Raw genomic sequence first — 18,583 nt, 5'->3', positions numbered from 1 at the left:
CGGTTCGGGGGTGCTTGTCAAGGCGGGAAAGATGCCTTGACAAGCACCCCCGAACCGCAGGGGAGCTTCGTATCGGGGTGCGGGGGAGGGGCTGGGTGCCTCGCTCGTTGGGTGCATCGGCTGCGGTTTAGGGACGTGAGGGGGGCCCTGAGGGAATCAGGGGCTGTGAGGGTGGCCCTCACGGACGGGTCGATGGGGGTGGGTGGGGTGGGCAGTACCGTCAAGCTTTGTGGACATCGCTGAAACGCCTGGTCGGGCTTTCCTCGCCGACTTCACCACCCTCCGTCTCGGTGGGCCGGTGCGTCGGTTCGTCACTGCGGCCACCGCTGCCGAGCTTGTTGCTGCTGTGCGTGATGCCGACGACGCGGGCGAGCCGGTGTTGCTGCTCGGGGGCGGGTCGAACCTCGTGGTCGGTGATGAAGGCTTCGACGGCACCCTCGTGCGGATCGCCAACACCGGGTGGACCCGTGATGGCGACATCGTCGAGGTGGCGGCCGGGCAGGAGTGGGACGCGTTCGTCGCTGCGCTCGTCGACAACGGTCTAGGTGGGCTCGAGTGTCTCTCCGGCATTCCGGGGTCGGTGGGGGCGACGCCGATCCAGAACGTCGGTGCGTATGGCGGCGAGGTGGCTGAGTCGATCGTCTCCGTCGAGTTGTACGACCGGGGCGCGAAGGAGGTGCGGACGGTCAAGGCTGACGAGCTCGGCTTCGCTTATCGCACCAGTGTGCTCAAGGGCACCGACCGGGGCGTGGTGCTGAGTGTGCGGTTCCGGGTCGATCCGAGTGGGCAGTCCGCGCCGATTCGGTACGCCGAGTTGGCGCGCACGCTGGGTGTCGAGATCGATGCGAAGGTCCCCGCCGCGCGGGCTCGGGAAGCGGTGCTTGGGCTGCGGCGTGGCAAGGGGATGGTGCTCGATCCGGTCGATCACGACACCTGGAGTGCGGGGTCGTTCTTCACCAATCCGATCGTTCCCGAGGAAGACGCCGCGGCGGTGCTGAGCCGGATCGCGGAGTCGACCGAGGGGAAGATCCCGCAGTATCCGGCGAGCGGCGGGGTGAAGTTGTCCGCTGCGTGGCTGATCGAGCGGGCCGGGTTCGGCAAGGGGTACCCGGGGCCGGGGGGTCGGGTTTCGCTGTCTACCAAGCACACTCTCGCGCTTACCAACCGTGGCGGGGCCAGCACCGACGATCTGCTCGCGCTGGCCCGCGAGGTCCGCGACGGGGTCGAGGCTCGGTTCGGGGTGCGGCTGTATCCGGAACCACTGCTGATCAACTGTTCGCTCTGAAGCATCCGGGGTAACCCGGGTGAGCAATCGACAGTAAACCGGCAGCAACCGGACACCGGGTGAAACGTCTTGCGGGGTGAAGAGGAATTTCCGGTTCGCAGGTAACGTCGAATCGCTCACCGGCGCTGTTCTGCGTGGGAGAAGCCGGTGCGGGGGACAAGTGGAGGTAGGACCGTGATCGAGCGCCGTACGGTGTTCAAGGCCGTTCTCGCGACCGGCGCGGCGGCGCTGGCCGCCGCGTGCTCGGGCGGCAGCAACGACGGCACGGCGGTGCCGCAGGGCGGGAGCGGCGACAACGGCGGCAAGCCGGTCGCCCCGGTGGCGAAGCTCACCGCGACCCCCGCCGTCGGGGCCAAGGACGCGAGCGTGCGCGAGCCGGTGGTGGTGAAGGTCACCGAAGGCAAGCTGACCGAGGTCAAGCTCACCAACGAGGGCGGCGACGAGATCAAGGGCGAGATCGCGCCCGACGGCCTGTCCTGGACCAGTTCCGAACCGCTCGGCTACGGCAAGACCTACAACTACGCGGCCAAGGCGACCGGCAGCGACCAGCGGCCCGCCGAGCTCAAGGGGTCCTTCGCCACGGTCAGCCCGGCCAAGACGGTGCGCGCCACGCTGAACCCTGGCGACGACGCCGAGGTCGGCGTCGCGATGCCGATCAGCGTGAAGTTCAACGGGGCCGCCCCGAAGGACCGCGCCGCCGTCGAGAAGGCGCTCAAGGTCAAGACCAGCAAGGACGTCGAGGGCTCGTGGGCCTGGCTGTCGGCGAACCAGGTGGACTGGCGGCCCAAGGAGTACTGGCCCGCCAACACGACCGTCGAGGTCGAGGCGAACCTGTACGGCGTCGACCTCGGCGGAGGCGTCTACGTGAAATCGGACGTCAGCACCAAGTTCAAGATCGGCCGCAACCAGGTGGTCAAGATCAACACCCCGGACCACGTGATGAAGGTCTACCGCGGCGGCGCGGAGAGCGCGAGCTACCCGTGCTCCAACGGGCTGGACTCGGTCGTCGACCGCAACACCCCGAACGGCACCTTCATCATCATGTCGAAGGAGCCGCACGCGGTCTTCGACAACGCCCGCTACGGCTACACCAACGTCAACAAGAAGTGGGCCTGCCGGTTCTCCAACCACGGCGAGTTCATCCACGAGAACCAGGACAACGCGGCCGCGATCGGCAAGACGAACAACTCGCACGGCTGCGTCAACCTGCTCGAGGCGGACGCCAAGGCCTACTTCGACTCGGCGATGATCGGCGACCCGGTCGAGGTCACCGGTTCGCGGCTGGGCAGCCCGACCAACTCCGACGTCAAGGACTGGTTCTACGACTGGTCGACGTGGAAGTCGATGTCGGCCGCGAAGTGATCCACTAGCCGTCTGCTAACAAGTAGAAGTGAACACTGAGGTAACCGGGGCAGGCGGCGTGCGGATCGCACTGCGCGTCGAGGGCCCGGACAACGCGCGACCGATCGTCTTCGTGCACGGCTGGGCCCAGTCCGCCGCGGCCTGGTCCGCTCAGCTGGCCGATCCGGCGCTGAGCGGGCAGTTCCGGCTCGTCGCGATGGACCTGCGCGGGCACGGCGGCTCCGACGTGCCCGACAGCGGTTACGACGATCCCGCGCAGTGGGCGGGCGACCTCGCCGCGGTGCTCGACTTCGCCGGTCCGGACGCGATCGTCGTCGGCTGGTCCTACGGCGGGCTGGTGATCGCCGACTACCTGCGCGAGCACGGCACCGCACGGCTCGGCGGCATCGTGCTGGTGGGCGCGATCACCGAGATCGGCCGCAAGCGCGAAGGCGGCGCGACCGGGCCGATCATGCGGGCCGCGCTGCCCGCCGCGCTCTCGGACGACGCCGAGGTGGCGATCCCCGCGCTGGTCGAGTTCACTCGGGCCCAGGCCACTCCGAAGGTGCCTGGCGCGTACGCGCAGGCGATGCTCGGCAGTTCGCTTTCGGTGCCGCCCGCGGTGCGTGGCGCGCTGTTCCGGCGGGACATCGGCAGTGGTGACGTGCTTGCCGCGGTCGACAAGCCGGCGCTCGTCGTGCACGGTTCGGCCGACGGTGTGGTGGATCCTTCGGCGGCAGAGTATTCGGCCGGGAAGATTCCGGGGGCGGTCCTGCGTTGGTTCGTTGAGGCCGGGCATCTGCCGTTCGTCGAGGAGCCGGAGGACTTCAACTCCGTGCTGCGGCGGTTCGCCGGGGACGCAGCCGAGTAGCAGGAGTGACCAGGTGACCCTCAAGGGATTCATCGCTGAGCCGCGCCGGATCGCGGTCTTGTCCGTGCACACCTCTCCGCTCGAGCAGCCGGGCACCGGCGACGCCGGGGGGATGAACGTGTACGTCAGCCAGACCGCGCAGGAGATGGCGCGGCGCGGCATCGAGGTCGAGGTCTTCACGCGGGCGACCTCGTCGGAGCAGCCGCCGCTGGCCGAGCTGGCTCCCGGCGTCACGGTGCGGCACGTGCCGGCCGGGCCGTTCGAGCCGCTGGCGCGCGACGAGCTGCCCGCGCAGCTGTGCGCGTTCACCTCGGGCGTGCTGCGCGCGGAGGCGTTTCACGAGCCGGGCTACTACGACCTGATCCACTCGCACTACTGGCTGTCCGGACAGGTCGGCTGGCTCGCCCGCGACCGGTGGGGCGTGCCGCTCGTGCACACCGCGCACACGCTGGCGAAGGTCAAGAACGCGTTGCTCGCCGAGGGGGACAAGCCCGAGCCGCGGACGCGCGTGATGGGCGAGGAGCAGGTCGTCGCGGAGGCGGACTGCCTTGTCGCGAACACGCAGGTCGAGGCTCGGCAGCTGGTCGATCTCTACGGTGCCGCGACGCACGCGGTGCACGCCGTGCCGCCGGGCGTCGACCTCGAGCGGTTCACGCCCGGCTCGCAGCTGGACGCGCGTCGCGAGCTGAACCTGTCGCCAGATGCTGTGGTGCTCGCCTTCGCCGGACGGATCCAGCCGCTCAAGGCTCCGGACGTCCTGTTGCACGCGGCGGCGGAAATGCTGCGGCAGCGGCCGGAATTGGCGTCGCGGCTCGTAGTTTTGGTCGTCGGCGGGCCGTCCGGGACCGGGTTGGAGCAGCCGCAGGCGTTGCGGGAACTGGCGGTGTCACTGGGCATTGCCGAGCAGGTGCGGTTCCTGCCGCCGCAGACCGGGCTGAAGCTGCGCACGGTGTTCCGCGCGGCCGATGTCGTCGCGGTGCCGAGCTACAACGAATCCTTCGGTCTGGTCGCGCTCGAAGCACAGGCGTGCGGCACGCCGGTGGTGGCGGCGGAGGTCGGCGGGCTGCCGGTCGCGGTGCCGCACGGGGTTTCCGGGCTGCTGGTCCCGTCGCACGGCGCGGCGGAATGGGCCGACGCGCTCGCCGCGGTCGCGCTGCGGCCGGACCGGCGGGCCGAACTGGCGGCCAACGCGGTACGGCACGCGCAGCGGTTTTCCTGGCGGCGCACCACGGATTCGCTGCTGGACATCTATGCTCAAGCGACCAGAGCGTTCCGGCAGGCGCTGGAACTGCGGGCGGAGGTGGCAGTGTGAGCCTTGACGCGACTATCAAGTCCACTTTGGACTCAAGTGGGCTCAACTACGACCGTCGCGGCGAAGGCCGTTATTTCGTGACGTTGCCGGGAACCAAGAAGCTGCAGACCAACTGCTGGCTCGTGGACGGCGACCACGCGTTCTCGGTGGAGGCGTTCGTCTGCCGCCGTCCGGACGAGCGGCACGAGGACGTGTACCGGTTCCTGTTGCAGCGCAACGCCCGGCTCTACGGCGTGCACTACACAGTGGACAGTCTCGGCGACATCTACCTGGTCGGCCGCTTCGGCAAGGAGACGGTGACCGAGTCCGAACTGGACAAGATCCTCGGCCAGGTGCTCGAGGCCGCCGACGGCGATTTCAACATCCTGCTGGAAATCGGGTTCGCCACCTCCATCAAGCGCGAATGGGACTGGCGGGTTTCGCGCGGCGAATCGCTGGCGAACCTCCAGGCGTTCAAACACCTCGCCGAACCCGCCGGAGGGCACGAACCGGGGTTGACCGAGTCGTAACCGATTCCGTGCAACGGGTCCGCCCGGTCGCTTCGTCTCACCGCCAACGACTGGAGGGAGACGGGAATGCGGACTCGATGGAGATACGTGCTCGCGGGAGCCGCGGTGCTGCTGCTGGCCGGATGCAGCGGCGGCACCAGCGCGGATTCGGCGAGGTCGGCTGTCGCGCCCGCGCAGCGGCAGGAGCAGGGGGCGGCGCCGAAGCAGGGCAACGCGCAGGCGTCGGTGCCCGAGCCGGGCGCGACTGATCGCAAGCTGGCGCGCAGCGCACGGCTGGAACTGACCACCCCGAAGACCGACGACGTCGTGTCCCGCGCCAAGGCGATCGCGACCGGCGCGGGCGGCTACGCCGGGCAGGAGAGCGCGACGGACGATTCCGCGTCGCTGACCTTGGCCGTGCCCGCGGAGAAACTCGACGGCGTGCTGGAGCAACTGGGCGGGCTCGGCCAGGTGAAACGGCGGGAAATCAGCGCACAGGACGTGACCTCGCAGGTGGTCGACGTGGACGCGCGGCTGGCGACCCAGCGGGCGAGCGTCGAGCGGATCCGCGCGCTGCTGGCGAAGGCGCAGTCGGTGTCCGAGATCGCGTCCGTCGAGAGCGAGCTGACCAGCAGGCAGGCCACGCTGGAGTCGCTGGAGCGGCAGCAGGCGTCGCTGGCCGGGAAGGTCGCGATGGCGACCGTGTCGCTGTCGGTGAGGAAGCAGGCGGCCGCGGCGGCGGAGGAGACGGGCGGCTTCCTCGCCGGGCTGTCCGGGGGATGGGACGCGTTCGTCGTCTTCTGCAGCGGGCTCGTGCGCGTGCTCGGAGTTTTGCTGCCGTTCTTGATCGCGTTCGGGATCCCGGCGGGCGCGGTGTTCTGGTGGCTGCGGCGGCGGAAGGCCAGGCCCGCGGAGTGAGGGGCTGGCGGAACGGCTCGAGGGAGGGGGGAGTCGCGATCTCGAGCCGTCCCGCTGCAGGTCCCGCCTTGCTGGACCCGGTGACGAGGGGGATGCCAACGGGGCCGGCGGGCCGCGGCTCGGCAGGGGGGAGACGAGCCGCGGTCACTGCCCGTGATCAGCCGGGAGTGCGTGGAATCCGGCTGAGCGGGACATGCCCAACCTGTCAGATGTCGACCAGTAATCACAAGACTACTGGTTACTCCGTTCGAGTGAACTTTGCTGACGGGGATAACAGTGTGCAGCGCCTTGCACTCTTTTGCCTGCTTGTCGGCAACCCGGCTGCGCGTCGGGTGAAGGTGTTACTCCCGGGTAACGCACTCTGGGTAGAGGGGTGGACGCACTACTGGCGGCGCGGACCCGTTCTGGCAGGCTGATGGCCATGGCCGAACTTGGGACCCTGGTGCTGCTGCGGCACGGGCAGAGCACGTGGAACGCGGAAAACCTGTTCACCGGCTGGGTGGACGTGCCCCTTTCGGAGACCGGCGAGCGCGAAGCGCGCCAGGGCGGGCAGCTGCTCGCCGAGGCGGGGCTGCTGCCGGACGTGGTGCACACGTCGCTGCTGCGCCGGGCGATCAGCACGGCGAACATCGCCCTCGACGCCGCCGACCGGCACTGGATCCCGGTCAAGCGCGACTGGCGGCTCAACGAGCGGCACTACGGCGCGCTGCAGGGCAAGAACAAGAAGCAGACGCTGGACGAGTTCGGCGAGGAGCAGTTCATGCTCTGGCGCCGCTCGTACGACACGCCGCCACCCGCCATCGACCCGAAGGACGAGTTCAGCCAGTCCGGCGACGCGCGGTACGCCGACCTCGGCGACCAGGCCCCGCTGACGGAATGCCTGAAGGACGTCGTTGCCCGGCTGCTGCCGTACTGGGAGTCGGCGATCGTCCCCGACCTCAAGGCAGGCCGCACCGTGCTGGTGGCCGCGCACGGCAACTCGCTGCGCGCGCTGGTCAAGCACCTCGACGGGATCTCCGACGACGCCATCGCCGCGCTGAACATCCCGACCGGCATCCCGCTGCGCTACGACCTGACCGCGGACCTCAAGCCGGTCAAGGCGGGCGGCGAGTACCTGGACCCGGAGGCGGCGAAGGAAGCCGCCGCCGCGGTCGCGAACCAGGGGCGCTGAGCCCTTCCGCTGCTGGCCTGCTCGTGAGCGGCGTTGCCGGTGAGAACCGGAATTGCCGTTCACGAGCACGGCGCGGCGGGGGCCGCTTCTAGCCGCCGCTCACGAGCCCTCGCCGGACAGCGCCCGGATCCCGGACACCTTCCACTCAGTGCCCTGCCGGACGAGGTCGAGGTGGACCGGCAGCCGGTTCTCTCCGGGGTTCTGACCGCCGCTCGTCGTCACCGGCGGGCGGCGAGTACCTGGACCCGGAGGCGGCGAAGGAAGCCGCCGCCGCGGTCGCGAACCAGGGGCGCTGAGCCCTTCCGCTGCTGGCCTGCTCGTGAGCGGCGTTGCCGGTGAGAACCGGATGCCGCTCACGAGCACGGCGCGGCGGGGGCCGCTTCTAGCTGCCGCTCACGAGCCCTCGCCGTATAACGCCCGGATCCCGGACACCTTCCACTCGGTGCCCTGCCGGACGAGGTCGAGGTGGACCGGCAGCCGGTTTTCTCCGGGGTTCTGGCCGCCGCTCGTCGTCACCAACGCCGACAGCACCGCCGACGCCTTGGTGCCGTCCTGGCTGAGTTCGGTCAGCGCGGCGGTCGAATCCGCGCCGAAGGCCGCCTTCTTCCCGGTCTTGCGGATGCTGTCCACGGTTTCCTGACGGCTCTGCCGGAACTGCGACAGCAGCGGGTCAGCGGCCACCTTTTCCCACTTCGCGTAGCTGCCGTCGATGTCCTTCGGGTCGATGGTCATCAGGATCCCGCCCTCCCGGACGGCCGCGTCGACCGCGGCGTCCCGGGTCGTGGCGAGGCTGTCCGCGGGGCTGGGCGCGGCGGTGAGCTTTCCGCGCGGGTCGAAGTTCAGATCCTGCAGCTGCCAGTGCCCGTTCGCCTTGCCCGCGGTGACCAGGATGAGCGCGACGCCCTGATTTTTGGCTCCGTCGGGGCGTTTGCTGTGCTGCGCGGCCACCACCAGCATCCGCGCGTGGTCCGGGGTCAGCTCGGCCAGACCGGTTTCGAGCACCTGCGTCTGCGTGGTGACCGGCTCGGTGCGGACCTCGGCGAAGGTCTTGTCGAACTGCGCGCGGGCCCCGCCGGTCAGGTACTCCTGCTCGGTTTTCGCGACCTCGTCCGGCTTCGTGGAGTCGTAGCTGAACGCCGTCTCCATGGCCTTTTTGACGCCGGACACCGCGTCGCTGGTCGCCTTGGCGTCCACATAGGCCACATTCGCCGGCTCGGGAGCAGGCGCGGGCGACGCGGGTTGCTGGGACGCGGAGCATCCCGCGGTGAGCAAGGCCGCGGCGAGAACAGCGCGCCTCACAGCAGGCCCGCCTCCCTCGCGAGAGCGCCTGCTTGGAACCGCGACGTCGCACCCAGGACATCCATCAATTCGGCCACCCGCCGACGGTACGTCCGCAGCCCGACGCCCATCGCCCGGGCCGCCTTCTCGTCGGTGGAACCGGAAGACAGCAGGTCCAGCAGCTGCGGCGTGTACTGCCGCAGCTCGGCGAACCGCGTTTCGTACGCCTCCATCGCGGTCGACGAGCGCCAGGCGGCCTCGAACAGCGACGAGATGCCCCGGACCAGATCCGGGGCGGTCACGACGTTGTAGCCGGGGCCGGCGGCGAGGATCGCGACGCGGCCGTCGAGCAGGATCGTCTCGTTGATCTCGTGGTCGCTGATCCGGACTTCCGCGCCGAGCCGCTGCAGCATCCGCAGGTGCTCGGCTCCCGCCGGGTCGAGCATGACTCGCGACAGGTAGACCTTGCGAACCCGCAGCTTCCGCTCTTTCGGCAGCTCCTGGGCGAATTTCTGCATCGCGGACCAGGTGTGCAGGTCGTTCGCGGCGCAGGCGAACTCGTCGGCTCCGGCGAGCAGGTGTCCGGCGCGCTCGACCAGTTCTCGCTCGTCGCGGATGCTCGCGACTTCCTCGGCTCGGGGCACGTCGTCCAGTGTTCCCGCGTTGGCAGCTTGCTGCCAAACCCGCCGCGGCGGCCGGCCGCGAAGCACGCTGGAGACATGACCGAAACGACTCTTCCCGCCGCCGCCGCGGGCACCTGGCAGCTCGGCTCCCGCACCGTCAACCGGCTCGGCTTCGGTTCGATGCGGCTCGGCGGTTCGCTCGATCCGAACGCACCGGTCGACGCCGACCGCGCGATTTCGGTGCTGCGCCGGGCCGTGGAACTGGGCGTGAACCACATCGACACCGCGGCGTTCTACTTCGGAGCCACCTGGTCGGCCAACGCGTTGATCAAGGCCGCGCTCGCCCCGTACGGCGACGACCTCGTGCTGACCACCAAGGTCGGCCCGTCGCGCGACGAATCCGGCCAGTTCCGGCCGTTCGCCCGCCCCGACGAACTGCGCGGCCAGGTCGAGCAGAACCTGCGCGAACTCGGCCGCGAGCGCATCGACGTCGTCAACCTGCGCATCGGCACCGGCCTCGACCGCGGCACCGGTTCCCTCGCCGAGCACTTCGGCGCGCTGGCCGAACTGCGCGCCGAGGGGCTGATCGGCGAGCTGGGGATTTCCAACGTCAGCGCCGAACACCTCGCCGAGGCCCAGGCGATCGCGCCGGTGGTGTGCGTGCAGAACCAGTACGGCCTGTCCGCCCGCCGCGAGGACGACGAACTGCTGCGGCTGTGCGGCGAACAGGGCGTGGCGTTCGTGCCGTTCTTCGCGGTCGCGAGCGGACAGTCCGACGCGGGCGAGCGGGTCGCTGAGGTCGCGCGGCGGCACGACGCGACGGACGCTCAGGTGCGGCTGGCGTGGACGCTCGCGCAGGGCCCGCACGTGCTGGCGATCCCCGGCACGGGTGACCCGGCACACCTGGAGCAGAACGTCGCCGCGGCGGCGCTCGAACTGACCGACGAGGACCTCAAAACCCTCGAGGACTATTCAGCACGCTGAACACCGAGCGCGTCGATTTGGCCGGAAGATCTCGATCGGGTGAACGGGGCCTGACCCCGAGGCGAATATGTACCCCTCAGGTGTCACTCGCCTCACGACAGGGCTTCCAGGACTAGGCCGGAAGGCTACCGGGATGCTTACGATTCCCCCGTGACCACGCCTGTTGTCCTGCTGACGGCCATCGGCGCTCTTGTCGTCGGCGCGGTCGCCGGTTTCCTCGCGGCCAGGGTGCGAGCCCGGCGCGAGGCGGCCCGGCCCCTCGGCCCGACCGTCGCCGAACTCCTCGAACGGCTGATCCGCTCGTCCAACAACGGCGTCATCGTGCTCAACCGGTTCGGCGACCTCGTGCTGCACAACCCGCGGGCGTACGAACTCGGCCTGGTGCGCGTCAACCAGGCGGATCCGCGGGCGCGCAAGGCCGCCGAGCAGGTGGTCGAGACCGACGAGCCGATGGAGGTCGACCTCTCGCCGCTGGAGAGCCGCGGCCGCCGCCAGCCGGAGGCGGTGCTCGGCGAGGTCCGGCCGCTCGGCGACGGGTTCACCGTCGTCGAGGCCGTCGACCACTCCGAGGCGATCCGGCTGGAGGCGGTCCGCCGCGATTTCGTCGCGAACGTCAGCCACGAGCTCAAGACCCCGGTCGGCGCGATCGCGCTGCTCACCGAGGCCGTGCTGGACGCCGCCGAGGACGTGGAGGAGGTCCGCCGCTTCGGCGGCAAGATCCTGCGCGAGTCCACCCGGCTCGGCCAGCTCGTCACCGAACTCATCGCGCTGTCCCGCCTCCAGGGCGCCGAACGGCTGCCGGACCTCAACGTGGTCGAGGTCGACGCCGTCGTGCGCGAGGCGCTCGGGCGCACCACGCTGTCCGCGGAATCCGCCGACATCACCATCACCACCGACACCCCGAGCGGCCTGCTCATCGAGGGCGACCGGACGCTGCTGGTCACCGCATTGTCGAACCTGCTGGAGAACGCCGTCGCGTACTCGTCGGCGGGCAGCCCGGTGTCGATCTCGCGCCGGCTCGCCGACGGCATGGTCGAGATCGCGGTGACCGACCGCGGCATCGGCATCGCCGAGGACGAGCAGCAGCGCGTGTTCGAACGCTTCTACCGGGCGGACAAAGCCCGTTCGCGCGCCACCGGCGGCACCGGCCTCGGACTGGCGATCGTGAAACACGTCGCGGCCAACCACGGCGGTTCGGTCGGCCTGTGGAGCCGTCCCGGCACCGGGTCGACGTTCACCCTGCGCATCCCGGCGCACGTGCGCACCGAACCCGCCGACACCGCACGCAAGGCCGCGCCCGCGCGGCCGGACAAGACCCCCGAGCGGACACCCCGGCTCGTGGCAACCGGGCAGGAAGTCTCCAGCCCAGACCATGGAGGAAACCTGTGACGAGGGTTCTCATAGTCGAGGACGAAGAGTCCTTCGCCGACCCGCTCGCCTTCCTGCTGCGCAAGGAGGGTTTCACCGCGGCGGTCGCGGTGACCGGCCAGCAGGCGCTGGAAGAGTTCGACCGCAACGGCGCGGACATCGTGCTGCTCGACCTGATGCTGCCCGGGATGAGCGGCACCGACGTGTGCAAGCAGCTGCGGCAGCGCTCCGCGGTGCCGGTGATCATGGTGACCGCGCGCGACAGCGAGATCGACAAGGTCGTCGGGCTGGAACTCGGCGCCGACGACTACGTGACCAAGCCGTACTCCGCGCGCGAGCTGATCGCGCGGGTGCGCGCGGTGCTGCGCCGCGGCGGCGAGCCGGGCAGCGACGGCGAACTCGCGCCGCTGGTGCTCTCGGCCGGACCGGTGCGGATGGACGTCGAACGGCACGTGGTGACCGTGGACGGCGGCGAGGTTTCGTTGCCGCTCAAGGAGTTCGACCTGCTGGAGTACCTGCTGCGCAACGTCGGCCGGGTGCTCACCCGCGGCCAGTTGATCGACCGGGTGTGGGGCGCGGACTACGTCGGCGACACCAAGACGCTCGACGTCCACGTGAAGCGGCTCCGCTCGAAGATCGAGCCGGATCCGGGTTCGCCGCGGCACCTGGTGACCGTGCGCGGGCTCGGCTACAAGTTCGAGACCTGAGCGGTCTCCCGGCGGAACGCGGGGTCCGCCGGGACAACCGGTCCGTGAAGGGCTCCTTGCGCGAATCTGATTCCCGCAAGGAGTCCTTCACGGCTTTTGTCCGGGTTTCTGCGCACACCGTGCCGGATAGCGCACGCTGAGTCGATGTTGATCCGAGTGGAGTTGGTTACAGTTTCGAGACCTGGCGCTGGGACCGGTACGCTGAATCCTCGTGCGCCTAGGGGTACTCGACGTCGGTTCCAATACCGTCCACTTGCTCGTGGTCGACGCCCACCGTGGCGCCCACCCGACCCCGATGCACTCCGAGAAGACGATGCTGCGGCTGGCCGAACAGCTCACCGGCTCCGGCGAATTGAGCCGTCCCGGCGAGGACGGCCTGGTCCGGGCGGTCGAATCGGCCAAGGCCGCGGCCGCGCGGCTCGGCTGCGAGGACGTGCTGGCGTTCGCGACGTCCGCGGTGCGCGAGGCGAAGAACTCGGCGAAGGTGCTGGCCAGGGTAGGCGCCGAGACCGGCGTCAACCTGCGCGTGCTGTCCGGCGAGGACGAGGCGCGGCTCACCTTCCTGGCGGTGCGCCGGTGGTACGGCTGGTCGGCCGGGAAACTGCTGGTGCTGGACATCGGCGGCGGGTCGTTCGAGGTCGCGATGGGCCGCGACGAGGAACCCGAACTCGCCGAGTCGCTTCCGCTGGGAGCCGGGCGCACCACCCGCACCCGCTTCCGCAACGACCCGCCCACCCGGTCCGAGGTCGTCGCGACGTCGGCCTGGCTCGAGGACCAGCTCGCCGGGCTCGCGAAAAAGGTCGCCGGCCAGGGCCTTCCGGACCGGGTCGTGGCGACGTCCAAGACGTTCCGCTCGCTCGCCCGGCTGACCGGGGCGGCCCCCTCGGCGGCGGGCCCCCGCGTGCGCCGTACGCTCACCGACACTGCCCTTCGCCAGCTCATCGCCTTCATTTCGCGGATGACCGCCGCGGATCTGGCCCAGCTGGAAGGCGTCAGCGGGAGCCGGTCGCACCAGCTCGTGGCGGGCGCGCTGGTGGCGCAGGCCGCGATGCGGGCGCTCTCTCTCACGGAGTTGGAGATTTGTCCCTGGGCGCTGCGAGAGGGTGTCATCCTGCGGCGGTTGGACCACGCCAATGGGTCGGACGAAACTGGAACCGCGATCTCCGGCGTTTCGGCGAGCGGGGAGGACCGGTGACAGCAGCGGACTGGACTTGGCCGACGAAGACCAGGCACGGTGAAGAGGTGACGGACATGCACTGCACGGTGTCGATTGCGCGCGGCTCCGGAGGCGGGTGTGCCCGAGTGACCACAACCAACCCCGAGCGCGCTTTGGACAGCACGGTATGACGGACCAGACCGGCGGCGACCAGCCCCAGAAGACCGTGGCCGAACTGCTCGCCCAGCACGGGCAGCAGGTCGACGGCGGACGGCGACGCAGGCGCAGGGCGGCCGATGACGAGGACGAGGCCGCCCCGCGGCGCTCGGGCCTCACCGACACCGGACCGCAGGCGATCATCGACCGGGTGGCGTCCGAGGGCGGCACCCCGCCGCCTCCTTCGCGTCCCCCGGGCGGCCGCCGCCGTCCGGACGCGGCCCCGCGGCCCGGTCCGCAGGAATCGGGCCAGTACCCGCGTCCCGGGCAGCAGCCTTCGGGGCAGTACCCCGCGCCGCAGGACGCCGGGCCGCCGCCGATGAACGGCCAGCCGTCGGGGCAGTACCCGGCTCCGAACGGCCAGCAGGACTCCGCGTACGTGCGTCCGCCTGCTCCGCCGCAGGAGTCCGGGCAGTACCCGCGACCTGCCAACGGCCAGCAGGATTCGGCCTATGTGCGTCCGCCCGCGCCGCCGCAGGAGTCGGGCCAGTTCGCCCGTCCCGCACCGCCCGCGCCAGGTCCGCAGGGGACCGGCTACCTGCGCCCCGCCGCGCCGCAGGACTCCGGCTACGTGCGTCCGCCCGCTCCGCCGCAGGAATCCGGCCAGATGCCGGTGCCGCCGCGCGGCCGTCCGCCGCGTCCGCAGGCCGCCGACGAGGAGACTCGCGGCGCGGTGCCGCCGGTCCGCCGTCGGCCGGCGCCGCAGGCTCCGCCGCCCCCGCCGCAGGACGGTGGCTTGGCTGCCCGGCTCGACGGTCTCGACGGCGACGCCCCGGAACCGCCCGCGCCGCCGATGGCGAGCGGTGCGTTCCCCGCGCCTGGCGCCTCGCCGGCCCCGAACCGGCCTCGGCGGGCTCCGGCCCGTCGTCCGGCGCCGAAGCAGGAGCCGCACACCGAGCAGTTCGACGCGATCGACGGCCCGCCCGCTGAGGGCGTCGCCGAAGACGCGCCCCCAGCGGGTCTCGCCGGCTGGCGCCAGCGTCGGCAAGCGGAGCAGCTGGAGGACACCGAGGTCGGCATGATGCCGGCCGTCCCGCCCGCCGGTGCGGAGCCGGAACCGGCCGAGGAGTACGCCGAGGACGACTACGTCGACGACGGCTACGAGGACGAGTACCCGCCCGCCGCCGCGGACTACGACGCGGGCCCGCCGACCGCGGGCTACCCGGCCCCGATGCCGTTCGCTCCGGGCGCCAAGGACCCGGTCGACGACGACCTGGCCGAGTACGAGCGCGAGTTCGCCGAGCCGTCCGGTTACCCCGACGGCCAGCCGGACTTCGAGGGCGACGACGGCTACGGGTACGAGCACGCCGAGGGCTACGAGCACGCCGACGGTTACGCCGAAGGCGACGAGTACGACGACTACCCCGAGGAAGCCGTCGCCGAGGACGCTCCGGAGGCCGAAGCCGAGCCGGAACCCGAGGTGTCCGCGGGCAAGCAGTGGCTGACGCTGGCCGGACAGCTCGCGCTGGGCGTCGTCGGCGGCGCCGCCGTGTGGCTGGGCTTCAACTGGCTGTGGGTCAACCTCGCGCCCGCCGCGCTCGTCGGTGCGTTGCTGGTGATCGTCGCGCTGGTCTGGATCGTGCGGAAGATCCGCCGTGCCGAGGACCTGCAGACGACCCTGCTGGCGATTCTCGTCGGGTTGGTGGTGACGGTGTCGCCCGCGGCGCTGTTGCTGGTGGCCAAGTAGTCCGCCGCGAAGGACCCTGGGGCAGGATGGGCGCGTGAGTGAGAGCGCGCCCGTCCCCGTGGGTCTGAGCACCGCCTCGGTGTGGCCGCTGCGCGCGGGCGCGGCGTTCGAGCTGGCCGCCGATCTCGGCTACGACGGCGTCGAGGTCATGGTCTGGGCGGATCCGATCAGCCAGGACGTCTCGGCGATCCGGCGCTGGTCGCGGCGCACCGGGATGCCGGTGCTGTCGGTGCATTCGCCGTCGCTGCTGATCACGCAGCGGATCTGGTCGCCCGATCCGGAGGTGCGCCTGCGCCGTTCCGTGGACGCCGCGCTGGAACTCGGTGCGCGCACGGTCGTGGTGCATCCGCCGTTCCGCTGGCAGCGGCGCTACGGCGACGCGTTCGGCGATCTTGTGGACGAGCTCGAGGACGCCAGCGGCGTGGACGTCGCGGTGGAGAACATGTTCAAGGTCCGCCCGCCCGGCGGGTCGCGTGATGCGCGCGTGTCGGCGTTCCGGCCGTCGATCGACCCCACGGACGTCGGATTCCGGCACTACACCTTGGATCTGTCGCATTCGGCCGCGGCGCGGATGGACGCGCTCGCGCTCGCGGACCGGATGGGGGCGGGGTTGAGCCACGTCCATCTGGCGGACGGGACCGGGATTCCGAAGGACGAGCACCTGATTCCGGGGCATGGCGGGCAGCCGTGTGCGGAGTTGCTGGAGAAGCTGGTCAGTGACGGGTTCGCCGGGCAGGTGGTGCTGGAGGTCAACACCCGGCATGCCACGGGGGCGGCGGCGCGGGCGCGGGCGTTGGCCGAGGCGCTGTTGTTCGCCCGGTTGCATCTGGGGCAATGATCCCTGGGTGATCTTGCTCGGCTGTCCGGGCGGTCCCTGCCCTGCTCGGCTCGCAAAGGCGGCCGGGCACCGTAAAGTGCGGGCGTGACCTCGTTGCCATCGCCGTCTCCAGATTTCGCCGGACCCGGTTCCACGCGCCGTATCGCCGTGGCCGGTCGTCCGTGAGCGCGGCCGACGACACCGCGACCGCCTTCGACGGGGCCACCTCAGTGCGGTCGCTCGGAGACGGCACGTTCACCGCGACGTTGCGGTCGGAATGGTCGATCGGGGTCCATCCGCACGGCGGGTTCCTGGTGGCGTTGCTGGCGAAAACCGCCGCCGCCGCGTTGCACGAGCGTGGGGACGCGACCGTCGATCCGCTCGCGGTGAGCACCGAATTCCTGCACGCGCCCGCGCTCGGCCCGGTGCTGCTGCGCGCGGACGTGCGCAAGGTCGGCCGCCGGGTTTCGGTGGTCGCGGTGTCGCTCGAACAGCGCGGCCGGGCCTGCGTCGAGGCGAGGGTCACGGTCGGCCGGTTGCCGATGCGCCGTTCCGAATGGACGGACCTGCCGCAGATGCCCGCCGAACCGCCGTCGAACGCGCCGCAGCTCGGCAAGGACACTCCGGAAGGCCCGTTCCACCTGTCCGCCGCCTGCGACGTCCGCCTGGACGCGGCGACCGCGGGATTCCTCACCGGACGCACCGGCGACCCGCCCCGGCTGCGGATGTGGGCGCGTCCGCGCGTAGGCCAGCCCGACGTGTACTTCTCGCTGCTGGCAGGCGACCTCAACCCGCCGGTGGTGGCGAACCTCGGCAGGCACGGCTGGGCGCCGACGGTCCAGCTGACCTCGCTGCTGCGCACCCGCCCGGCCCCTGGCTGGCTGCGGATCCTCGTCGAATCGCGCTCGGTGCACGAGCCGTGGTTCGACTCGGACGCGACCGTCGTGGACTCCCAAGGCCGCCTCGTCGCGCAGGTGCGGCAGCTGGCGCTCGCCCCGGCACCGGGCGGCTGAGCAGCGTTTGGCACGCTGGCCGCATGAGTGTGATCGCGGTGCTGGGTGCGGGAAAGATCGGCGAAGCCCTGCTGTCGGGCCTGCTCAACGGCGGCCACGAGCCAGGCGACCTGCTCTTCACCGAGCGGTACGAGGAGCGGGCGCGCGAGCTGGAAACGCGCTACCCGGGCATGAAAGCGGCGACCGTCGCGGACGCGGCGCGGCGCGCGGACATCCTCGTGGTCGCGGTGAAGCCACAGGACATCGAGCCGGTGCTGGACGAGCTGGCCCCGCTGCTCGGTCCGTCGTCGCTGGTCGTTTCGCTGTGCGCAGGGCTGCCGACCGCGCTGTACGAACGCCGGCTCGCTGAGGGCGTGCCGGTGGTCCGCGTGATGCCGAACACCCCGATGCTGGTAGGCGAGGCGATGAGTGCGATCTCACCCGGCCAGCACGCGACGCCCGCGCACGTCGCCACGGTCAAGGAACTGCTGTCGCATGTCGGCCAGGTCGTCGAGGTGCCGGAGCGGCAGCAGGACGCGGTGACCGCACTGTCCGGATCCGGCCCGGCGTACTTCTTCTACCTGGTCGAGGCCATGATCGACGCGGGCATCCTGCTCGGTTTGCCGCGCGCGCTGGCCGGACAGCTGATCATCCAGTCGGCGGTCGGCGCGGCGAAGATGCTGGCCGAGGGCCAAGACCACCCGGTACTGCTGCGCGAGGCGGTGACGTCCCCCGCCGGGACCACCATCAACGCGATCCGCGAGCTGGAGAAGCACGGCGTGCGCGCGGCTTTGCTCGACGCGATCGAGGCCGCCCGCGACCGCTCGGAGGAGCTGGGGCGCGCCCACGAGAACTGATCGCCCGCCTCCGTCCGGACCGCCCCAATGCCACATTGGGTGCATCTGACGCACCCAATGTGGCGTTCGGTGCGTCGCATGCACCCAATGCCGCATTGGGGTTTCTCAGTGGCGCGGCGGGTGGCGTTGGTGCGGCGAGACGCAGCGTCGACGGGGCCGCGTTGCTTTCCGCTCCGGTTGACGTCCGTGAGGGGCACCCTGAGGGAATCAGATTCCGTCAGGGTTCCCCTCACGACCTCCGCACCAGCCCGACCGCGCTCCTCGGCCGAGGGCAGCGTCACGCGCCGCGCTCGCGGATGGCTGCGTCCCGCTGGCGGCGGGTGGGTGCGCGGGAGGCGAGGTCCGTGAAGGGCTCCTTGAGGGAATCTGATTCCCTCAAGGAGCCCTAATGGGTTGTGTTCGGGCGGGTTTGGCAGGCTCGGATGTGGTGGCTGCTGGTGGGTGAGCACTCGTGGGGCCTGGGTTTGTTGAGACCTTCGTGAAGACCGTGCCCCCGCCGGTGAGCAAGAGAT

18 protein-coding genes are annotated in these 18,583 nt (G+C 70.8%); 15 read left to right on the top strand and 3 right to left on the bottom strand.

Annotated elements, in window-relative coordinates:
- Nucleotides 1-229: 229 nt before the first annotated feature.
- The 7 genes from PUT80_RS44780 to PUT80_RS44750 all read left to right on the top strand — a co-directional run bounded on the left by PUT80_RS44780 (nucleotide 230) and on the right by PUT80_RS44750 (nucleotide 7,386).
- Nucleotides 230-1,285, top strand: a complete 1,056-nt coding sequence (locus PUT80_RS44780) for a UDP-N-acetylmuramate dehydrogenase (protein WP_275295769.1) — start codon at nucleotides 230-232, stop codon at nucleotides 1,283-1,285.
- A gap of 174 nt (nucleotides 1,286-1,459) precedes the next feature.
- Nucleotides 1,460-2,647, top strand: coding sequence for an Ig-like domain-containing protein (locus PUT80_RS44775; RefSeq protein WP_275295768.1), 1,188 nt, complete (start codon nucleotides 1,460-1,462; stop codon nucleotides 2,645-2,647).
- Between the two features lie 28 nt (nucleotides 2,648-2,675).
- Nucleotides 2,676-3,497 carry an alpha/beta fold hydrolase gene (locus PUT80_RS44770; protein ID WP_275295767.1) on the top strand — a complete coding sequence of 274 codons (822 nt, stop codon included), beginning with the start codon at nucleotides 2,676-2,678 and terminating at the stop codon, nucleotides 3,495-3,497.
- A 13-nt stretch (nucleotides 3,498-3,510) separates the two neighbouring features.
- A complete protein-coding gene (mshA, locus tag PUT80_RS44765) occupies nucleotides 3,511-4,809 on the top strand; it encodes a D-inositol-3-phosphate glycosyltransferase (RefSeq protein WP_051729643.1) in 1,299 nt (432 codons plus the stop codon).
- Complete coding sequence (locus PUT80_RS44760) at nucleotides 4,806-5,318, top strand: YbjN domain-containing protein (protein ID WP_275295766.1); 513 nt, start codon at nucleotides 4,806-4,808, stop codon at nucleotides 5,316-5,318. The genes mshA and PUT80_RS44760 overlap by 4 nt, the downstream gene beginning before the upstream one ends.
- A gap of 66 nt (nucleotides 5,319-5,384) precedes the next feature.
- Entirely contained in the window at nucleotides 5,385-6,215 is an 831-nt protein-coding gene (locus PUT80_RS44755) for a DUF4349 domain-containing protein (RefSeq protein WP_275295765.1), read from the top strand.
- A gap of 421 nt (nucleotides 6,216-6,636) precedes the next feature.
- Entirely contained in the window at nucleotides 6,637-7,386 is a 750-nt protein-coding gene (locus PUT80_RS44750) for a phosphoglyceromutase (RefSeq protein WP_037818901.1), read from the top strand.
- Between the two features lie 99 nt (nucleotides 7,387-7,485).
- On the opposite strand, the gene PUT80_RS44745 is transcribed toward PUT80_RS44750, so the two are convergent.
- The 3 genes from PUT80_RS44745 to PUT80_RS44735 all read right to left on the bottom strand — a co-directional run bounded on the left by PUT80_RS44745 (nucleotide 7,486) and on the right by PUT80_RS44735 (nucleotide 9,308).
- Entirely contained in the window at nucleotides 7,486-7,608 is a 123-nt protein-coding gene (locus tag PUT80_RS44745; RefSeq protein WP_275295764.1) for a hypothetical protein, read from the bottom strand.
- A gap of 171 nt (nucleotides 7,609-7,779) precedes the next feature.
- Nucleotides 7,780-8,685: a hypothetical protein gene (locus PUT80_RS44740; protein ID WP_275295763.1), complete on the bottom strand. Its 906-nt coding sequence runs from the start codon at nucleotides 8,683-8,685 to the stop codon at nucleotides 7,780-7,782.
- Complete coding sequence (locus PUT80_RS44735) at nucleotides 8,682-9,308, bottom strand: response regulator transcription factor (RefSeq protein ID WP_134733643.1); 627 nt, start codon at nucleotides 9,306-9,308, stop codon at nucleotides 8,682-8,684. The genes PUT80_RS44740 and PUT80_RS44735 overlap by 4 nt, the downstream gene beginning before the upstream one ends.
- 75 nt (nucleotides 9,309-9,383) lie before the next feature.
- On the opposite strand from PUT80_RS44735, the gene PUT80_RS44730 reads away from it, so the two are divergent.
- From PUT80_RS44730 to proC, 8 genes are all read left to right on the top strand, one after another.
- On the top strand, nucleotides 9,384-10,271 hold the full coding sequence (locus tag PUT80_RS44730) for an oxidoreductase (RefSeq protein WP_275295762.1): 888 nt from the start codon (nucleotides 9,384-9,386) through the stop codon (nucleotides 10,269-10,271).
- 150 nt (nucleotides 10,272-10,421) lie between these two features.
- The gene (locus tag PUT80_RS44725; RefSeq protein WP_037818823.1) at nucleotides 10,422-11,660 is read left to right on the top strand and encodes an ATP-binding protein; all 1,239 of its coding nucleotides are present in this window, start codon (nucleotides 10,422-10,424) and stop codon (nucleotides 11,658-11,660) included.
- Nucleotides 11,657-12,346 (top strand): response regulator transcription factor, encoded by a 690-nt coding sequence (locus PUT80_RS44720; protein WP_009071942.1) that lies wholly within the window; start codon nucleotides 11,657-11,659, stop codon nucleotides 12,344-12,346. The genes PUT80_RS44725 and PUT80_RS44720 overlap by 4 nt, the downstream gene beginning before the upstream one ends.
- Nucleotides 12,347-12,557: 211 nt before the next feature.
- A complete protein-coding gene (locus PUT80_RS44715) occupies nucleotides 12,558-13,541 on the top strand; it encodes a Ppx/GppA phosphatase family protein (RefSeq protein WP_037818825.1) in 984 nt (327 codons plus the stop codon).
- Between the two features lie 148 nt (nucleotides 13,542-13,689).
- Nucleotides 13,690-15,405 (top strand): hypothetical protein, encoded by a 1,716-nt coding sequence (locus tag PUT80_RS44710; protein ID WP_275295761.1) that lies wholly within the window; start codon nucleotides 13,690-13,692, stop codon nucleotides 15,403-15,405.
- A gap of 34 nt (nucleotides 15,406-15,439) precedes the next feature.
- Nucleotides 15,440-16,243 (top strand): sugar phosphate isomerase/epimerase family protein, encoded by an 804-nt coding sequence (locus PUT80_RS44705; RefSeq protein ID WP_037818826.1) that lies wholly within the window; start codon nucleotides 15,440-15,442, stop codon nucleotides 16,241-16,243.
- A gap of 161 nt (nucleotides 16,244-16,404) precedes the next feature.
- Nucleotides 16,405-17,235: a thioesterase family protein gene (locus PUT80_RS44700; RefSeq protein WP_134663664.1), complete on the top strand. Its 831-nt coding sequence runs from the start codon at nucleotides 16,405-16,407 to the stop codon at nucleotides 17,233-17,235.
- Between the two features lie 23 nt (nucleotides 17,236-17,258).
- A complete protein-coding gene (proC, locus tag PUT80_RS44695) occupies nucleotides 17,259-18,071 on the top strand; it encodes a pyrroline-5-carboxylate reductase (protein ID WP_037818829.1) in 813 nt (270 codons plus the stop codon).
- Nucleotides 18,072-18,583 lie beyond the last annotated feature (512 nt).

The sequence above is a fragment of the Amycolatopsis sp. La24 genome (assembly GCF_029087445.1).
In the GTDB taxonomy this organism is placed as follows: Bacteria; Actinomycetota; Actinomycetes; order Mycobacteriales; family Pseudonocardiaceae; genus Amycolatopsis; species Amycolatopsis nivea.
This window is presented reverse-complemented; position numbering and strand designations above follow the sequence as displayed.